Consider the following 17,228-nt stretch of genomic DNA (forward strand, 5'->3'; position numbering starts at 1 on the left):
GCTTTATTAAATACGCTAATGGTTTAAAACTCATCAGCCGTTGACCTTTCTTCAATAACATCTCCATCGAAATGGATGGTATTTTTCTGCAGATCAATGCCGAATTCATAATACGAGTGCTGATTGCGGTGATCTTTGGTAAAATCCTCACAGCCAAACGTAAGTTGCATATCATAATTAACACGCATCCGGCCTTTTAATGTGTGTTCATCAAAATGTTCGATGCTGAAAGTTGTGTTACTAATAGATGAAGGGCCGAATTTTGGCTTATTCTCATATTGCAATGCCGATTGCAGGAAAGCGTAGGCCTTACTATTATCACAAAAGAGCCTTTCTATAAACTTGCCCATGTCATCCAGGCTTTCCGGCTTTACAAAACCTTCAGGCAGGTCGATATTGAATGACTGGTTCATTAAGGCATACGATCTTTAAGTTCCCGAACTTTTTCCTTGCCCTCGTCTTTCAACCGGTTCTTTTCTGCTTTAATTTCTTTTTTGGTTTTACCTGCGGTATCAATGTTATCTATCCGGTTTTTATAATCCGCTTTTACACGTTCAATTTCGGCCTTTAAGCGGGCTTTGATAGCATCATTGGTTTCCTCTATCTTTTTCTCTGCGTTAGCCTGCGCGGTATCTTTTTTACCAAATAAGCGCTGGAAAAAGCTTGGTTTTTTAGGTTCCTCATAAACCGGCGCTGCTGCAGCATCATTAGGCGCATCGTCGTCGTTTGCTGTTTGCCTGGTCAGGCTATCTGCGGTAGCGGTATCAATAGGCGCAATTTGTCTTCGTAAGCCTTCGCGTAAGCGCACGGTGTAAAAACCATATGCGTTTGAGTCGGGTTCTGTAAGCCCTCTTTTAGCCATCAGGCGACCGATCAAATTGAAATAGCCATGCAGGCGCTGCCTCAATGTGCCGTCCGCTTCAAAGGCATAAAGCCCGGCCTTAGGATTAGGCACTATGCTTGCCAGGAAAATACTCTCGCCCAAGGTAAGATCTGATGGTGCCTTACCGAAATAGTAATGTGATGCCTCGCTGATGCCATAGATACCCCGGCCCCACTCTATGATGTTAAAGTAAACCTCTAACATCCGGTTCTTGCTCATGATTCGGTTGTTCTCAATCAACCATACAATTAATATCTCTTCAATCTTACGAGATAACGTCTTATTGCGGGTTAAAAACGCATTTTTGATCAGCTGCATGGATATGGTGCTACCCCCGCGCTTAAATTTCTTTTCCTTGATATTGGTAATAAATGATTTGCGGATCGACTCATCAACAAAGCCACGGTTAGTGTAAAAAGAGGGGTCTTCGGCAGTCATTACTGCATTGCGCAGATTAGGCGAGATCTGGTTAAGCGGGGTAAACTCCGGGTTGCTTGGGCCAATGGTGTGCGGTGGCATAGGTTTACCTTGCTCATAAGGCACGTATACAAAAGTATTGTTCAGCTTACCCAGATCGGCCTTGCCGTATTTTACTATCCTGAAATCATTGCTTTTTTGCAAGCCGGAGTTAAACACCATATCATCCAGATGCGAATTGTCAAGATAAAGGTTAAAGTTATAGTTCAACTTACCAGTAACCTGTATTCCTTCCAAAGATTCGAACATCCCGGTTGGAAAAGAATCGAATACATCCTGCGCGTTTTGCCAACTGGTTTTTATTTTAGCTTCGTAGATCTTTACCGGGTTAAGCGTGTACTTGATATAAGGATTGGCAGTAAGCTTTTTAAGGTGGATAACCGATGAGCTATCTAACGAGATAAAGTTAGAGCCTACAACCACGTTTGCGTCTATAGAGCCGCTAGGAACAATAATATCCTGCGTGGAAAGCCCTTTGTGATTAAGTAGCAAGTTACGGATAGACCAAGAGCCATTTATTTTTGTTTCGCCGCTGCTATGGCTTACATCGCTCAGCTTTGTGCTGATGGTATCGAAATTAAGTTTAAGCTTGAACTTTTTCTCTATCAGCGGAAGCTCTACCTTTTTACCATCGGCATAAAGGTGAACGTCTATGTTCTTGTCTGATGGCACCATTTTACCATCGATATGCCAGGTAGATTCGCCGTTGTTAACGTTGATGGTTGATTTTAGCTTGCCATCTTTGATGGTTGCCGTGCTGGTTAACAAGGTAACGGTTGTACTATCATCTTTAAAACTCATCAAAAAGTTTTGCAGAGAAAGATTGTCGGGTATTTTGTAAAGAACTTCGTTGACCAAGCGGTTTGATACATCGGAGAGGTCTACTTTACTTTTGGTATCTGTGGTGTCTTTCTTCTTTTTGAAAAGAAAGTCGAAGTTTTTAACGCCTTTGACGTTGGTAAGGTTTAAGTGGGCGTTTTGCAGCACCACATCGCCAAGTTTGATGTTGCCAAAGAGGAGCGGCATTACCTTAACGCTAACATCAAAACGCTTAACAGAGAACAGGCTATCGCGTTGTTCTGGCACTACGCTGATATCGCTAAAAGCAACGGTAGCCATGCCGATGAACTTCGCTGAACCTATTTTTACATCTAAATTATAATCCCGTTTAGCTTTTGCCGTAGCTTTGCTAATAGCTTTTTGAAGCAAAACCTCGCGCTTAGTATAGGCAACGTATCCGCCTATCAACACTATCACTACCAGGGCAGCAATAGCTATAAGTGCAATACGAAGATATTTGGGGTTAATGTTTATACGGCGCATAGATGATTTTTGCATCAAAACTAAACTAAATATAATGTGCTGCAAACGGATGTGGCGAGCAATTTGTTTTCTTAACAAACGCATGCTGCTACCTGTTTTCGTATTTTTGGCGGTAAATAAACATGAATATTACTAAAGAACAAGTATTACAAGCCCTTAGCCATGTTGAGGAGCCTGATCTGAAGAAAGACCTGGTAACCCTGAACATGATACAGGACATCCATATTGAGGGCAATAAGCTGGCCTTTTCTGTTGTGCTTACCACCCCGGCATGCCCATTAAAGGGACTAATAGAAAATGCCTGCCGCAACGCTATTGCACACTTCATCAGCAAAGAGGTTGAAGTTACTGTGATTATGACATCGCAGGTAACCACGCAGCGTAATACCGGCGTGCCGGGCGTTAAGAACATTATCGCCGTTGCCAGCGGTAAGGGCGGTGTGGGTAAATCAACCGTATCTGTAAACCTGGCCTTAGCGCTGGCGAAAACAGGTGCCAAGGTTGGTTTAATAGATGCAGATATATATGGTCCGTCAATACCAATCATGTTTGGTTTGGAAGGTGCACGGCCTATGGCGACACAAGAGAACGGCAAAACAAGGATAGAGCCGATCGAAAAATATGGGATAAAGCTTTTGTCGATAGGTTTTTTTACCGACCCTAATCAACCTGTACCATGGCGTGGGCCAATGGTTTCCACGGCAGTTAAACAGTTGTTCAACGACGCGGATTGGGGCGAACTGGATTACCTGGTGATAGACCTGCCGCCGGGCACAGGTGATATACATATAACCGTTACGCAAAGTTTCCCGATAACCGGGGCTGTTGTGGTAACTACACCGCAGAACGTTGCCCTTGCGGATGCTAAGAAAGGTATAGGTATGTTTATGATGGAAGCTATCAACGTACCTATCATGGGCATTGTAGAGAACATGGCCTACTTTACACCGGCAGAGTTGCCTGAAAACAAGTATTACATATTTGGCCAGGGCGGCGGACAAAAGTTGGCTGCACAACTTGACGTTCCATTTTTGGGCGAGATACCATTGATAAAAGGCATAAGCGATTCTGGCGATGCCGGCAAGCCGATAGTATTAGAAGAGGAAAGTCCGATGACCACTGCATTTATTGATATGGCACAGCGTGTAGCACAGCAGGTTTCGATAAGAAATGCTGAAAAGGCGCATATTTTGAATGCGGTAAATAATTAATATCTTTACTTAATAATTTATAAAAGATGAGTTTAAACGATCAGGTGGAAGCAGCGTTAGACACTATAAGGCCTTATTTAGAGGCTGATGGTGGCAACGTGTCTATTGAAGAGATAACCCCTGAAAATGTGGTAAAACTTAAGCTATTGGGATCATGCGGCTCATGCCCCATGAGTATCATGACGCTTAAGGCGGGCATTGAACAGGCTATTAAAAAGGCTGTGCCCGAGATTACTGCTATTGAAGCAATAAACCTAACCGACATTGATGACCCCAATGCGGTGCTTCCTGAGAATTTGAGATAGTGTTAAGATTTGTTAAATACGCCTATAGCATCAATGCTTAGTGTATTTTTGTACGCTCCTAACATAATATTATTAAAAGCGGCACGTAATTGGTGTGTGTTTTTAAAATGAAAAGATTAATTGGCATATTGTTTTTACTGCTTTCTTTATCTGCCCTTGGGCAGGATAAGGAAAAGCCGCTGGTACAATTCAGCGGGGTGGTATACAATGCCGATAGCGTTAAGATGATAGTGCCTTATGTAACGGTAACTAACCTTAGCCAAAAAAAGTCAGTAGTGATAAGTAATTATAATGGTTACTTTTCTTTTGTTGCGCACGAGCAGGACTCTGTTCAATTTACAGCGATAGGTTATGCGCCTGTTACGGTGGTTTTGCCGCAAAACATTAGCAGTAAAAGCTATACGGCCAAAGTGATGCTTAAACCGCAGATTACCAACCTGCCAATGGTTCGGGTTTTCCCATGGGCTACTACCGATGAATTTAGGAAAGACTTTGTCAACGCTAAAATAGCTGATGATGATCTTGAAATCGCGCGCAAAAACATTAGCCGCGCTTCAATAGTAGCTATGACCAACACCCTGCCGCGTGATGGCCAGGAGATATCTACTGCTAATTCTCAGCAGCAACATACCAATATCGTTAACTCGCACTCCATCACAAATCCACTGCTTAACCCACTTGCCTGGGGCAGCCTAATTAAATCCATCACAGATGGAGGAGGGAAGTAAGAGATTCAGGATAGTTAGAAGCAAGAATCAAAACCATTAAAATAACAAAGCCACTTAGTTACTAAGTGGCTTTTCTTTTATCTTGATTCCTGACTCGTGCTGTCTTTATTCTCTTCTTAACGACCTTTCTTCGCTGCCGGGAATTTCATGCGGTAGTCAACGTCTACAGCACCTTTTGAAATATCGTTTAGTTTCTTTTCTATCAATCGTTTACGCAACGGGCTAAGCTTGTCTGTAAACAACTTGCCCTCAATATGATCATACTCGTGCTGAATGATACGGGCTGCCATACCTGTGAATGTTTCCTCATGATGTTTCCAATCCTCATCGTAATACGATAAGCGAACGGTTGATTTCCTGGTGACATCTTCTCTAATATCCGGTATGCTTAAACATCCTTCGTTAAAAGACCATTCTTCGCCGCTCTCTTCTAATATGATAGCATTTATAAACGCTTTTTTGAAATTCTTAAGTTCAGGCTCCTCATCATCAAACGGGGTAGCATCAACTACAAACAATCGCATAGACATACCCACCTGTGGAGCGGCTAAGCCGACGCCACGCGCACCATACATGGTTTCGTACATGTTCTCAACCAGTTCTTTTATATGCGGATATTCGTCGGCTTCAATGGCGGTAGCTTTTCTTCTCAAAACAGGGTCGCCGTAGGCAACAATAGGATATTTCATTTTACAAAGGTAAAAGTTTATTTATTTAGGCTCAAACAGCAAGGTTATTAAACCATTGATATCGAATATTTCGTTGCTAATTTCTAGCAGATGATCGGCTGTAACAGCATTTACTTTAGCGAAAACATCTTCGAGCGTATCAATACGGTCAAAGTCCATTAAGCTTTTGGCCATAGATATGATAAGACTCATCCGGCTTTCCTCGGCAAGGGCAATCTGGCCTATAAATTTGTCTTTTGCTTGTTTAAGCTGTACTTCGCCTAAGCGATTATCACGTAACTTTTTAAGTTCCTTGTGAACAAGCTTTGTGGCTTTGTCTGTTTTTTCAGCATCGGTGCCAAGATAAATTGAAAAGATGCCGGTATCAGTAAGCGAAGTATAGTTTGATTCAATGGTATAAGCAATACCGTGCTTTTCGCGGATCTCCAAATTCAGTCGGTTACTCATACCCATGCCACCAAGTATGTTATTCAGCAGCAGCAACCCGTATTTATGTTGATGCGCCGAGGGATAGGCCCTGCCACCAATGATACAATGCGTTTGGGCAATAGGCTTTTGCACTGCATAAATACCCGTTGTTACCGCTTTCGGTGAAATTCGATTTTTATGCGATGTGTTTTCAGGTATAGTACCAAAATACTTTTCACACATTTTTATCAGCTTCTCAAACTTGTAATCACCGTAAACGGCAAAAACCATTTGATGGGTGTTGTGGGTTGCTTTCGTAAAATGACGAATATCCTGCTGTGAAATGGCTGCCACACTTTCATCAGTTCCTAAAATATTGTTACCTATAGGGTGATCTTTAAACAAATATTCTTCAAAGTCATCCTGTATCGCTTCTTCAGGCTGGTCCTGGTATGAGGCTATTTCATCGAGTATCACCCCCCGCTCTTTTTCCATTTCCTCCTCAGGGAAAGTTGAGTGGAAAATGATATCCTCAAACAGATCAACTGCGCGCTGTAGGTGCTGGTTCAACAACGAAGCATGGATGCAGGTGTATTCTTTTGTGGTATATGCATTAAGGTCCGCCCCCACCATTTCCAGGTAATTTAGTATCTGTGTAGTGTTGCGCCGTTTGGTTTCCTTAAACAGCATGTGCTCAATAAAATGAGCCAAACCCTCTTTACCGGGCAATTCATCGCGCGAACCTGCGTTGAAAACAAAACAACAATGCGTTATTGGCGATGGTGAATGTTTAAAAAGGATGCGGATGCCGTTTGATAAGGTATGTATCTGATGGTCTGTCATAAAACGTTCAAAGATAGCGTATAAAGCCGCAAATTGTTTCGCAATTAGTATGTTTACAGCATGAAATTACAAATAGCCGACCTTGAGTTTGAACCCATGTTTTCGCACGAGGCGATACAGCAGCGCGTTGCAGAACTTGCGCAGGATATTAATAATGACTTTGAAGATCGCCAGCCTGTATTTGTGGGGGTGCTTAACGGCAGCTTCCTGTTTATTGCCGACTTGGTACGCGAGATTGTGGTGCCGTGCGAAGTAACATTTGTAAAACTGGCTTCGTACTTCGGTGGAACGTCAAGTACCCGCCAGATCCGCGACGACTTTGACTTAACAATAGACATCAAGGACCGAGACATTATCCTGATAGAAGACATCATCGACACAGGTAACACTATCAAATTTCTGATCGAGAAACTGCAGGTACGCGAACCCAGGTCAATCACCGTTTGCAGCCTTTTACTAAAACCCGATTCCATAGAACATAGCATTGAAGAACTGCGTTACGTGGCCTTCCAGATCCCTAATAAATTTGTGGTAGGCTATGGCTTAGATTACCGCGAATTGGGAAGGAATTTGAGGGGGATTTATCAGAAGGTGGGGTGATGAGAATTCTGATTGCATTGTTATTGATGATACCTTTTGCTGATACGGCTCAGCCTCTGCCACGTAATTACGGCGTCATTGATAGTTCTCAACATTCGATGGCTTTTGCGCAGTTGCACGAAAAGTACGACCGCATTGTTGCCTACACAACAGAAGGTTACTGGCAGTCTAACGTAATACATTATGCATTGATAGCGGAAAGGCAAGGTGTTTATTATAAAGGCACTATCATGTGCGAGCAAAAAGACGACGAAACTTGGCCCGATCCGGTGCTAATAATAAAAACGACTGACACAAAAAAGCAAAAGCAATTTTTGATCAGCTTAGCGCGGCAAACCTTTGGATTATCAACTCAGATTCGTTAAATAATCAGATACATTACAACGCCAACGGTTCCAGTATTGCATCGAGCCTGAGTGATGGCACCAATTACAGATTCGAGTTGATCTCAGGTGACAAATTTACTGCCATAGACGCTTATGAACCCGATTGGTTTGCAGAACGATTGCCCGAGTACATCCAGCGCAAGCAGTTCATCAAAGTCAGGGATGAATTTGTAAAGGCATACAAAAGCTTATAGCCCTCTACTGGTCTAAGTTAGCGACAGCGTAACTTAGACCTAAAACGATCAAAGCTTCCAGCTTGTGTCGTAAGGAGAATTCTTGCCGCATTGTTGGTTGAAGTTGGAAACTTCAACCAGTACTGAGGAATTGGACAGACCTACGCCCAAATAACCCTCATCTCACCTAACAACTCCAGCGCTTCTTCAATAGTACTAACCCGGTCAACGCTTAAACGTAGTGTGTTCTTAACCTCTTTAAGATTGGTGCGCCTTGGGTTGCGTTGCACAAAATTGAGCACCTCCCGGAACTCATCTGTTTCAAAATATGACGATTGCTGGTTGCTTACAAAATAGCCGCGTAACACATTATTTTTAAGCGACAGTTTTTCGAATCCTATCGCTTTACCCAACCACTGTAAGCGGATGGAATTAAATAACTCGTTAACCTGGTGAGGTATCGGGCCAAACCTGTCATGCAGTTGCTGTTGAAACGCTTGTAGTTCGGTTTCGTTTTCCAGTTTGCTTAACTCCGTGTACAAATTATAGCGTTCGCCGATGTTAGTTACATATTCATCAGGGATCAGAATCTCCTGGTCGGTATCTATTTGGGTAAAACTGATATATGGCCTTGGCTTTTCCTCGGGGAACACACCTTTAAATTCTTCGTCTTTTAGTTCGTGGATAGCTTCGTCTAAGATCTTATGGTACATCTCAAAACCTATTTCGGCAATAAAGCCACTTTGCTCGGCGCCCAATAGGTTACCGCTACCGCGGATATCCAGGTCGCGCATGGCTACGTTAAAGCCGCTCCCCAGATCGCTGAACTCCTCGATGGCACTCAAACGCTTGCGGGCCTCATTTGTCAAAGTACTCAACGGCGGACTAAGCAAATAACAGAACGCCTTTTTATTGCTCCTGCCCACGCGGCCACGCATCTGATGCAAGTCGCTTAGCCCAAACATATGAGCGTGATTGATAATGATGGTGTTGGCGTTGGGGATATCCAAACCAGCCTCAATAATGGTGGTAGCTACCAACACGTCGTACTCGTGGTTCACAAACTTCAGCATCACGTCTTCCAGCGCATCGCCATCTAACTGACCGTGGGCAATACCTATTCGGGCCTTCGGAACCAGTTTATGGATCAGGGCGCCTAATTGCGGCAGATCTGCCACGCGGTTATGGATAAAGAATACCTGACCGTCGCGTTCTATCTCGTACTGCACGGCATCTTTAATCAGGGTATCATTAAACACATGCAGCTCGGTAACTACCGGCTGGCGGTTTGGCGGTGGTGTTGATATGATAGAAAGGTCGCGTGCGCCCATCAGCGAAAAGTGCAGCGTACGCGGGATAGGTGTGGCCGTTAGCGTCAGCGTATCAACATTAGCGCGCATCTGTTTAAGCTTTTCCTTTACAGTTACACCAAACTTTTGCTCCTCGTCAATGATCATCAGACCGAGGTCTTTAAACTTCACATCCTTGCTCACCAAACGGTGTGTGCCAATGATTATATCAACTTTGCCATCCTTAAGCTTCTCAAGCGTTTCTTTGATCTGCTTACTGGTTTTAAAGCGGTTAATGTAATCTATATTAGCCGGGAACCCCTTAAGCCTGTCGCTAAAGGTCTTATAGTGTTGTGCCGCCAGGATAGTAGTTGGCACCAATATAGCCACCTGCTTGCTATCGGCAACGGCCTTAAACGCCGCTCTTACAGCAACTTCTGTTTTTCCGAAACCCACGTCGCCGCAAATAAGGCGATCCATTGGGTGCGGCGATTCCATATCTTTTTTAAAGTCTGCAGTTGCTTTTTCCTGGTCGGGGGTATCCTCGTACAAAAAGTTAGCTTCCAGCTCGGTTTGCAGGTAACTATCGGGCGAAAACGCATTACCGCTTTGGGCTTTACGCACGGCGTACAGCTTTATCAGGTCGCGGGCAATGTCCTTAACTTTTTTTTTTGTTGTTTTCTTAAGACGTTCCCAGGTGTCGGTACCCAGCTTATTCATGCGCGGTTGGGTACCCTCCTTGCCACTGTATTTGCTGATGCGGTTAAGCGAGTTGATGTTTACATATAGCAGGTCGTTATCAGCATAAACAAGCCTTATCATTTCCTGCGTTTTACCATTAACCTCCACTTTTTCCAGTCCGGCGTATTTGCCAATGCCATGGTCAATATGGGTGATAAAATCGCCGGGCTTAAGATCTCGTAATTCTTTTAGCGTTATGGCTTGCGATCGCTGATACCCCTTTTTAAGTTTATACTTATAATAACGGTCAAATATCTGGTGATCTGTGTAACAAGCCAGCTTTTGTTCCCTGTCAATAAATCCTTCGCGGATGGAAATATTTACCGGCGTAAACTTTACCGTTTTATCCAGGTCATCCAGTATGGCGTATAAACGCTCAACTTGTTTGGCAGAGTCCGTAAGGATAAAGTTTTCTATCTTCTCTGCCTCGTTGTTCTTAAAGTTGTGGATAAGCAGGTTAAAGTCCTTATTGAATGATGGCTGCGGGCGCATATCAAAATTGATCACCTGCGCATCATTATAAAAAAACTGTTTGCCAAACTCTACCAGCGGGAAATCATGCAATTGGTCGGCTATCAGTTTCTCATCTGTAAAAGCAAACTTAGGGTCTATCCAATCGAGGTTTTGATTTTTTTCCTCGGCAGATAAAGCTTTCCATAAAGCGGTTGCTTTTTTATGGCCGCTTTGGATAATATCCAGCGTAAACTGTACATCTTTTATCCATACCTGCGTGCCTGCTTCAACATACTCCAACAGCGAAATATTGTGTTCAGTTAAGAACTTTGATTGCACGTTAGGAACAATGGTGATCTGCTTTACCTGTTCAACAGAAAGTTGGCTTTCTATCTCAAAAGTGCGGATAGATTCTATCATGTCGCCAAAAAACTCTACGCGGTAAGGCAGGTCATGCGAGAATGAGAAAATGTCTACAATGCCTCCGCGGATTGAAAACTGGCCCGGCTCATAAACAAAATCAACGCGGTCAAAATCATATTCAACCAAAAATTCGTTGATGAAATCGATGCTGAGTTTATTATTGACACTGATCTCAAGGGTGTTTTTCTCTAATGATGAACGATCGATCACTTTCTCAGCCAATGCCTCGGGGTAGGTTACAATCAGTTGGCCATACTCGGTAGAGTGGTTCAGTTCGTTCAATACCTCGGCACGGGCCAAAACGTTGGAACTGTCTGGCTGGGTAAACTCAAACGGCTTACGGTATGATGATGGGAAAAAAAGAACATCTTTACCGGTTAAATTCTCAAGGTCTGATAAGAAATAGGCAGCCTCTTCCCGCTCTGGCAACACAAATATCATGTGCTTATGCTGCAAAAAATACAATGCAGTGGCCATGGCCGCATCTCCCGATCCGACTAAACCTCGCAGCTGTACTCTTGGACTCTTGCCGGCATTTAACGCTTTTGCCAGCCTGGTTATCCGTTCATCAGCCTTATATCGCTCTAAAATATCACGGATGTTCAAATCGGTGCAAATATAAAGTAATTACATCTTCTTGGCCACCTGTAGCCAATTATCATATTTTAAAGCAAACAATTTGACCTTATGTTTACTTTTTAATGATAAATACACAATACACACATTTACAACCTTTACAGAGATGAAGAACTCAGTTATATTTGGGATACTTATCGGGATTTTGAGCATTGCATGGCTGTTTATAATGCGCAGTGCAGGGTATAACCTCACTGAAAGCAAGGCCGCACCTATTGAATATGTATCCGGGCTGATACCGCTTATCGGCTTATTTTTTGGGGTAAAGAGATTTAGGGACGGGGAGCTTAAAGGAAACATGGGCTTTTTAGAAGCGCTTATCCAAAGCTTTAAGATATTATTGGTAGGCGGAGCTATAGCCGTTTTCGGTGGCATTTTGTTTATCAATATAAATAATAGCGGCAACGATACCAGTTTTCAAAGCTTTAGCGGCCGTATTTTTGGTGCCCTGCTTGTTGGTGTAATAGAGGCTTTTGCGGTATCTTTGTTACTTACAACAAAATCTAACAGGGTTGATTAAACGGCTGTTTAACAGATACGCAGAATTAACAATATGGACTGTGGCTTTGGTTTGCCTGGCGTTTACTAACCCGGCAAGTCAGGGCCATTTTAGTTTATGCCCCTTTAAAGCTATAGGTTTAACATGGTGCCCGGGTTGTGGACTTGGACATGCTATATCCTATTTATTTCATGGCGATATCAGATCGTCGTTTCATGCCCATTGGCTGGGTATCCCTGTGGTTTTAGCGCTGTTCTATAGGATAGTTGTATTACTGAACACACGCCATTACAGGTTTAATTAAGGTCGGTAAAAAACATCCACTCTTTTTCGCCGAACATTTTGCTCCGCTTACCGAGGGTTTAAGTGTTGCCGCCTATTTTGTATAGGCTCATTTTTGTAGCGATATTACCTTTACATCATCAATCACAAACTAAAAGTAAAAGTCATGAACACTTACAACCCATATATGTCATTACCGGGCATCACAAATGAAGAGATGACAGTTTTGCACCAGGCAACAAAAGATCTTAACGATCAGCAAAAAGAAAGTTTTTACATGATCTACTCAGGCAGGCGCAAAAGCCCTCAGGATGTCTTAATATTCACCCTGGTAGGTTTCTTAGGCATTGCCGGTGTACAGCGCTTTATGCTGGGCCAAACCGTTATGGGCTTGCTTTACTTTTTCACCGGTGGCTTTTGTTTAATAGGAACCATTGTTGACCTGATAAACCACCGTTCATTAGCCAACGAATACAACCAAAAAATGGCTTATGAAAGCTACCAGATCGTTAAAATGGGCATCGGTTATTAATACATAGAGTTTAAATATAAATCAACGCAAATCCTAAAACAATGAAAACTAACAATAAACAAACACACAAACTGGTAACAAAATTTGACAAAGAGCTAATGAACATTTTGCTTGGCGACCTTAAGAAAGTTAAAAAGCAAAACGCATAAGCCACCCTATATCTACCACAACCTATCCAATTTTAAAAGGCCGAAACAGCTGTAAGAATTGGGAGCCCGCCGTAAATTGACGTCGACTGCGGACCACCCGAAGAAAATATTACTACTGTTTTGGTCTTTTTTTGGCCTCTCCCCAACCCCTCTCCAAAGGAGAGGGACTTTTTAAATTCTCGCCTTTAGGGGGAGATTAAGAAGGGCTAAACCTGAAATTTGCTACCTTAGTAAACTATGAAACTTTCACAGCTTACTGCTTACCTCGAAACGCTTGCTCCCCTGTCTTACCAGGAAGAATATGATAACAGCGGCCTTATTGTAGGCTATCCTGATCAGGAGATCAGCCAGGCATTAGTGTCTCTTGATTGTACAGAGGCTGTAGTTGACGAGGCAATAGCAACGGGCTCCCAGCTCATCATATCGCACCATCCGATAGTTTTTAAAGGGCTTAAAAAATTTAACGGTAAAACCTATGTAGAACGTGTTGTAGAAAAAGCCATCCGCCATGATATTGCCTTGTATGCCATTCATACCAACCTGGATAATATCATAACAGGCGTTAACGCCAGGATCTGCGAAACCTTAGGCTTGGTGAATACGCGCATACTTGCACCAAAACACAATCTGTTAAAAAAACTGGTTACTTATGTGCCTGTTGCCCAGGCAGAGCAGGTGCGTAAAGCACTTTTCCATGCAGGAGCGGGCAACATTGGTAATTACAGCGAAGTAAGTTTCAATGCAGAGGGTGTAGGCACTTTTAAAGCGGGGGAGGGTAGTGTGCCTTACGTTGGAGAGATAGGTGCCCGCCACCATGAAGACGAAGTGAGAATAGAGTCTATTTACCCGGCTAACCTGGAAAGCAAGATCATTATGGCGCTGGTATTGGCACATCCGTATGAGCAGGTTGCGTACGACTTGTACAACTTAACTAACCAGCACCAGCAAATTGGTAGTGGCATGATAGGCGAATTAGAAATAGCCGTTGATGAGCTGGACTTTTTAGGCGAAGTTAAAGCAGCAATGGATTGTAAGGTGATAAAACACACCGCCTTACGCAATCGGCAGGTAAAAAAAGTTGCTGTTTGCGGAGGCTCAGGCGGGTTTTTACTTAAAAATGCAATATCTGCCGGTGCCGACGTTTTTATTACAGCGGATTACAAATATCACGAGTTTTTTGATGCCGAGGGAAAAATTGTGATCGCAGACATCGGACATTTTGAAAGTGAGCAATTTACGCAGCAACTATTGTGCGAAATTATTCAGAAAAAATTTAGTAACTTTGCCATCCGTTTAACAAAAGTGAATACAAACCCCGTCAAATATTTTATTTAATGGAACAAACTATAGAACAAAAGCTTAAAGCTTTATACGAACTGCAAACCGTCCACACCAAAATTGACAGGATACGCCAGGTAAGGGGTGAACTGCCTATGGAGGTTGCTGATCTTGAGGATGATGTTGCCGGTTTGGAAACCCGCATCCAGAAAATAAAAAACGAGCTTGACGATCTTGAGGACGAAATTGTTACCCGCAAAAACCTGATCAAAGATTCGCAGGCTAACATAAAAAAATACGAAGCACAACTTAACGAGGTTAAAAACAACCGCGAGTACGATGCTATCTCTAAAGAAATTGAAATTCAAGGTCTTGATATACAAGTAAGCGAAAAGAAAATTCGCGAGTATGGTTACGAGATCGCTTCAAAAACTACAATTTTTGAAAAAGCACAGGCTGATCTTGACGCTCGCCGTGCCGACCTTGATGCGAAAAAAGAAGAGTTAGGTACCATTACTGCCGAAACTGAGAAAGAAGAAAGCGAATTAACTGCTGCTGCTGAAAAAGCGCAACAGAACATTGAAGAACGTTTGTTAACTGCTTATAGCCGTCTGCGTAAAAACGCTAAAAACGGGTTGGCGGTAGTTACCATTCAGCGCGATTCTTGCTCTGGCTGTTTCAACCAGATTCCGCCACAGCGTCAGTCTGATATCCGTCAGCGCAAGAAGATCATTGTTTGCGAGCATTGCGGCCGCATCCTTGTAGACGAAGTAATGGCTTTAGAAGAAGAACAAGCATAAGCTAACCAAGCTTTAAGCATATTAAAAGCCTCCTTTTAGGGGGCTTTTTTGTTGTCTTACAGAATCAGCATTGAGCCTCAAGGACTTAGTTTTTAAATAGACTTTCGTGGTTCGTTATAAAATTTAACTTTACAACAGAGAAGAATTGTGTATGGGATTACCGCTACGAATAACATTTAATGATCGGGACTACGTTTACCAGATCATCAACAGCAACTTGATTAATAAGAATACTACAGAGCTTGAGCTGATGCTCAATGGTGAAAAGTTGCACCTTATTAAAGAGAACAATGTTTGGAAACTTCGCGAACCCGAATCTGTTTTAGACCCTGAATTTGTGCAGGCACTTGGCAGGTCGGTATCATTAAGGATGAGGATGTAAAGCGAATCTTCACTGTGTCATGTCATGCGTTCTAATAATTCGTAAAAGGGCGTATATTCTCCGGGTGACTTATTTCCGGCAGGTATTTTTCCGGGATCTCGTTCTCATGGTGTTTTTGGCCATAGTAATCCAGATCAAGCTCCGTGTCGCCGTTTTCTTTAATGGTCACAGTGTACAACATATCATAATCTTGTTCACTAACGGCAGCAAAAGGGGTGTCGGCACCTAATGCGCTCAACAACGGCATCAAAGAGTTGGCATCAGCAATTATCAAAACATTACTTCCCTGAAAATTTTTGAGCAAAGCCTTTGCAAGGTATCTTATGCCTGCGCTGTCTGCTTCATAAACCCTCGGTAATATCCGTGCTTTAACAGCTAACGGCCGGGCGGTTAAACCGCTGCTTTTAAGCTTTGTAACGTAAATAGCTTTGATGTGTTTCCCTTTTAGCTTTTTGGCTAATTCGTTTGCCCGCTGCTGCCCGGTTTGGCTTAAAGCAGGGTCGTCTGCTTTGGGCAAAGTAATGGGGGTTTCTGCATGCCGCACCAAATAAATGGTTGTTTTTTGAGCCGAGGCACTAAAATTGCTTATTACAAGGCAAAGTAAAAGCACTCCAAAAAAGTGTACAGGCCTTATCGCGTTTTTCATACTTGTATGTTAAATAGGTACATGCAGTGTATAACAAATATATCTCAATTTTGACATGAAAGTTTTTAGTAAAGAATATTTCAAACAACTTTGGAAAGTAATCTTAGCTACCTTTAGTGGTTTCTCTGATGATAATGGGTTAAAACTAAGCGCATCTTTAGCGTACTATACCATTTTTTCGCTTGCCCCGCTTATTTTATTGATATTGTCTTTAGCCGGTATATTTTTAAAAGACCCCAGCTATCGCCAGGATTTTTATGATCAAATTCAACAATACATAGGAAAAGACGGTATACAGCAGATCCAAAAAACTATTCAATCTCAGGACATTACCGGGAAAAGCGGTATTGGCCTTGTGATCAGTATAGCAACGTTGCTGCTGGGTGCCAGCAGTATCTTTGTAGAGATACAAGATTCGCTGAATACCATATGGCGTGTAAAAGCCAAACCAAAAAGAGGCTGGGTAAAACTGCTTAAAAACAGGTTTTTATCATTTTCTCTAATAGTGAGTTTAGGATTTTTGTTGCTTGCGTCTTTATTGGTGAACATTGTTATCAGTGCTATAAGCGACAAACTGGTGGCCTATTTACCCAGGTTATTAGGTAAAGATATTGCCAATGTTGTCGGCGAAACGTTTATTTTCGCTGTCAATTTCGGGATTACTCTCCTGGTTATTTCTGTGCTTTTTGCCATCATCTTTAAAGTTTTGCCTGATGTTAAGATCAAGTGGAAAGATGTGCGTTCGGGCGCTATATTTACAGCCATATTATTCATCATTGGCCAATATATCATTAGTCTTTATATTCAATTTACTGCACAAGGTTCGATTTACGGCACCGCGGGCTCTATTATCGTTATCCTGGTTTGGATATACTACACTGCGGCCATCTTATACATTGGTGCAGAATTTACACAAGTTTATGCCGAAGCAAAAGGTAGCCATATTGAACCTGCAGAATATGCGGTTGTTATCCAACAAACCGAGGTTGAGCGGAGATTAAATACAATACCTGTTCAAAACCCCGAGCTACAGGGAAAACTTAAATGCGATACTGAAGAGGAAGACAAAAAATAGATTTTTCTCCTAAATGT

The 17,228-nt window shown here is 42.6% G+C and carries 19 protein-coding genes; 13 read left to right on the forward strand and 6 right to left on the reverse strand.

What is annotated here, in order from left to right; genetic code table 11:
• Positions 1 to 23: 23 nt before the first annotated feature.
• Entirely contained in the window at positions 24 to 413 is a 390-nt protein-coding gene (locus tag FPZ42_RS05630) for a hypothetical protein (protein ID WP_146269479.1), read from the reverse strand.
• Positions 413 to 2,767, reverse strand: coding sequence for a transglycosylase domain-containing protein (locus FPZ42_RS05635; protein ID WP_261382229.1), 2,355 nt, complete (start codon positions 2,765 to 2,767; stop codon positions 413 to 415). The genes FPZ42_RS05630 and FPZ42_RS05635 overlap by 1 nt, the downstream gene beginning before the upstream one ends.
• 38 nt (positions 2,768 to 2,805) lie before the next feature.
• On the opposite strand from FPZ42_RS05635, the gene FPZ42_RS05640 reads away from it, so the two are divergent.
• The 3 genes from FPZ42_RS05640 (at position 2,806) to FPZ42_RS05650 (ending at position 4,927) form a co-directional block, all read left to right on the forward strand.
• A complete protein-coding gene (locus FPZ42_RS05640) occupies positions 2,806 to 3,894 on the forward strand; it encodes an Mrp/NBP35 family ATP-binding protein (protein ID WP_146269480.1) in 1,089 nt (362 codons plus the stop codon).
• 26 nt (positions 3,895 to 3,920) lie between these two features.
• A complete protein-coding gene (locus FPZ42_RS05645) occupies positions 3,921 to 4,199 on the forward strand; it encodes a NifU family protein (protein ID WP_146269481.1) in 279 nt (92 codons plus the stop codon).
• A 107-nt stretch (positions 4,200 to 4,306) separates the two neighbouring features.
• Positions 4,307 to 4,927 (forward strand): hypothetical protein, encoded by a 621-nt coding sequence (locus FPZ42_RS05650; RefSeq protein WP_146269482.1) that lies wholly within the window; start codon positions 4,307 to 4,309, stop codon positions 4,925 to 4,927.
• Positions 4,928 to 5,043: 116 nt separating this feature from the next.
• Here FPZ42_RS05650 and def read toward each other — a convergent pair whose 3' ends face one another.
• Both def and FPZ42_RS05660 read right to left on the reverse strand, forming a co-directional pair.
• Positions 5,044 to 5,616, reverse strand: a complete 573-nt coding sequence (gene def / locus FPZ42_RS05655) for a peptide deformylase (protein WP_146269483.1) — start codon at positions 5,614 to 5,616, stop codon at positions 5,044 to 5,046.
• Between the two features lie 21 nt (positions 5,617 to 5,637).
• The gene (locus tag FPZ42_RS05660; protein ID WP_146269484.1) at positions 5,638 to 6,867 is read right to left on the reverse strand and encodes a M16 family metallopeptidase; all 1,230 of its coding nucleotides are present in this window, start codon (positions 6,865 to 6,867) and stop codon (positions 5,638 to 5,640) included.
• A gap of 60 nt (positions 6,868 to 6,927) precedes the next feature.
• Here FPZ42_RS05660 and hpt point away from each other — a divergent pair, with 60 nt between their 5' ends.
• The 3 genes from hpt (at position 6,928) to FPZ42_RS19120 (ending at position 8,047) form a co-directional block, all read left to right on the forward strand.
• On the forward strand, positions 6,928 to 7,467 hold the full coding sequence (gene hpt, locus FPZ42_RS05665; protein ID WP_146269485.1) for a hypoxanthine phosphoribosyltransferase: 540 nt from the start codon (positions 6,928 to 6,930) through the stop codon (positions 7,465 to 7,467).
• The gene (locus FPZ42_RS05670) at positions 7,467 to 7,832 is read left to right on the forward strand and encodes a hypothetical protein (RefSeq protein WP_146269486.1); all 366 of its coding nucleotides are present in this window, start codon (positions 7,467 to 7,469) and stop codon (positions 7,830 to 7,832) included. Before hpt ends, FPZ42_RS05670 begins: the two co-directional genes overlap by 1 nt.
• Before the next feature lie 77 nt (positions 7,833 to 7,909).
• Positions 7,910 to 8,047, forward strand: coding sequence for a hypothetical protein (locus tag FPZ42_RS19120; protein ID WP_186458690.1), 138 nt, complete (start codon positions 7,910 to 7,912; stop codon positions 8,045 to 8,047).
• Positions 8,048 to 8,187: 140 nt separating this feature from the next.
• On the opposite strand, the gene mfd is transcribed toward FPZ42_RS19120, so the two are convergent.
• Entirely contained in the window at positions 8,188 to 11,538 is a 3,351-nt protein-coding gene (gene mfd / locus FPZ42_RS05675) for a transcription-repair coupling factor (RefSeq protein ID WP_146269487.1), read from the reverse strand.
• 136 nt (positions 11,539 to 11,674) lie between these two features.
• On the opposite strand from mfd, the gene FPZ42_RS05680 reads away from it, so the two are divergent.
• The 6 genes from FPZ42_RS05680 to FPZ42_RS05705 all read left to right on the forward strand — a co-directional run bounded on the left by FPZ42_RS05680 (position 11,675) and on the right by FPZ42_RS05705 (position 15,490).
• Positions 11,675 to 12,088, forward strand: a complete 414-nt coding sequence (locus FPZ42_RS05680) for a DUF4199 domain-containing protein (RefSeq protein ID WP_146269488.1) — start codon at positions 11,675 to 11,677, stop codon at positions 12,086 to 12,088.
• 40 nt (positions 12,089 to 12,128) lie between these two features.
• Positions 12,129 to 12,371: a DUF2752 domain-containing protein gene (locus FPZ42_RS05685; RefSeq protein WP_255563247.1), complete on the forward strand. Its 243-nt coding sequence runs from the start codon at positions 12,129 to 12,131 to the stop codon at positions 12,369 to 12,371.
• Positions 12,372 to 12,515: 144 nt separating this feature from the next.
• Positions 12,516 to 12,881, forward strand: coding sequence for a TM2 domain-containing protein (locus FPZ42_RS05690; RefSeq protein ID WP_146269489.1), 366 nt, complete (start codon positions 12,516 to 12,518; stop codon positions 12,879 to 12,881).
• A gap of 386 nt (positions 12,882 to 13,267) precedes the next feature.
• A complete protein-coding gene (locus FPZ42_RS05695; RefSeq protein WP_146269490.1) occupies positions 13,268 to 14,365 on the forward strand; it encodes a Nif3-like dinuclear metal center hexameric protein in 1,098 nt (365 codons plus the stop codon).
• Positions 14,365 to 15,108, forward strand: a complete 744-nt coding sequence (locus FPZ42_RS05700; protein WP_146269491.1) for a zinc ribbon domain-containing protein — start codon at positions 14,365 to 14,367, stop codon at positions 15,106 to 15,108. Before FPZ42_RS05695 ends, FPZ42_RS05700 begins: the two co-directional genes overlap by 1 nt.
• A gap of 151 nt (positions 15,109 to 15,259) precedes the next feature.
• Positions 15,260 to 15,490 (forward strand): hypothetical protein, encoded by a 231-nt coding sequence (locus FPZ42_RS05705; RefSeq protein WP_146269492.1) that lies wholly within the window; start codon positions 15,260 to 15,262, stop codon positions 15,488 to 15,490.
• A 31-nt stretch (positions 15,491 to 15,521) separates the two neighbouring features.
• Here the strand turns inward: FPZ42_RS05705 and FPZ42_RS05710 are convergent, their stop codons facing one another.
• The gene (locus tag FPZ42_RS05710; RefSeq protein ID WP_146269493.1) at positions 15,522 to 16,136 is read right to left on the reverse strand and encodes a phosphoglycerate mutase family protein; all 615 of its coding nucleotides are present in this window, start codon (positions 16,134 to 16,136) and stop codon (positions 15,522 to 15,524) included.
• A 55-nt stretch (positions 16,137 to 16,191) separates the two neighbouring features.
• Here FPZ42_RS05710 and FPZ42_RS05715 point away from each other — a divergent pair, with 55 nt between their 5' ends.
• A complete protein-coding gene (locus tag FPZ42_RS05715) occupies positions 16,192 to 17,211 on the forward strand; it encodes a YihY/virulence factor BrkB family protein (protein ID WP_146269494.1) in 1,020 nt (339 codons plus the stop codon).
• The last annotated feature ends 17 nt before the right edge of the window (positions 17,212 to 17,228 follow it).

It is taken from the genome of Mucilaginibacter achroorhodeus, assembly GCF_007846095.1.
Classification (GTDB): Bacteria; Bacteroidota; Bacteroidia; order Sphingobacteriales; family Sphingobacteriaceae; genus Mucilaginibacter; species Mucilaginibacter achroorhodeus.

Bases quoted from the DNA above. Each gene is read 5' to 3' on its own strand.
- FPZ42_RS05680 (WP_146269488.1), top strand. From the start codon at position 11,675: ATGAAGAACTCAGTTATATTTGGGATACTTATCGGGATTTTGAGCATT.
- FPZ42_RS05690 (WP_146269489.1), top strand. From the start codon at position 12,516: ATGAACACTTACAACCCATATATGTCATTACCGGGCATCACAAATGAA.
- def (WP_146269483.1), bottom strand. From the start codon at position 5,616: ATGAAATATCCTATTGTTGCCTACGGCGACCCTGTTTTGAGAAGAAAA.
- FPZ42_RS05650 (WP_146269482.1), top strand. From the start codon at position 4,307: ATGAAAAGATTAATTGGCATATTGTTTTTACTGCTTTCTTTATCTGCC.
- hpt (WP_146269485.1), top strand. From the start codon at position 6,928: ATGAAATTACAAATAGCCGACCTTGAGTTTGAACCCATGTTTTCGCAC.
- FPZ42_RS05660 (WP_146269484.1), bottom strand. From the start codon at position 6,867: ATGACAGACCATCAGATACATACCTTATCAAACGGCATCCGCATCCTT.
- FPZ42_RS05700 (WP_146269491.1), top strand. From the start codon at position 14,365: ATGGAACAAACTATAGAACAAAAGCTTAAAGCTTTATACGAACTGCAA.
- FPZ42_RS05670 (WP_146269486.1), top strand. From the start codon at position 7,467: ATGAGAATTCTGATTGCATTGTTATTGATGATACCTTTTGCTGATACG.
- FPZ42_RS05705 (WP_146269492.1), top strand. From the start codon at position 15,260: ATGGGATTACCGCTACGAATAACATTTAATGATCGGGACTACGTTTAC.
- FPZ42_RS05645 (WP_146269481.1), top strand. From the start codon at position 3,921: ATGAGTTTAAACGATCAGGTGGAAGCAGCGTTAGACACTATAAGGCCT.
- FPZ42_RS05715 (WP_146269494.1), top strand. From the start codon at position 16,192: ATGAAAGTTTTTAGTAAAGAATATTTCAAACAACTTTGGAAAGTAATC.
- FPZ42_RS05710 (WP_146269493.1), bottom strand. From the start codon at position 16,136: ATGAAAAACGCGATAAGGCCTGTACACTTTTTTGGAGTGCTTTTACTT.
- FPZ42_RS05640 (WP_146269480.1), top strand. From the start codon at position 2,806: ATGAATATTACTAAAGAACAAGTATTACAAGCCCTTAGCCATGTTGAG.
- FPZ42_RS05635 (WP_261382229.1), bottom strand. From the start codon at position 2,767: ATGCGTTTGTTAAGAAAACAAATTGCTCGCCACATCCGTTTGCAGCAC.
- FPZ42_RS05695 (WP_146269490.1), top strand. From the start codon at position 13,268: ATGAAACTTTCACAGCTTACTGCTTACCTCGAAACGCTTGCTCCCCTG.
- FPZ42_RS05630 (WP_146269479.1), bottom strand. From the start codon at position 413: ATGAACCAGTCATTCAATATCGACCTGCCTGAAGGTTTTGTAAAGCCG.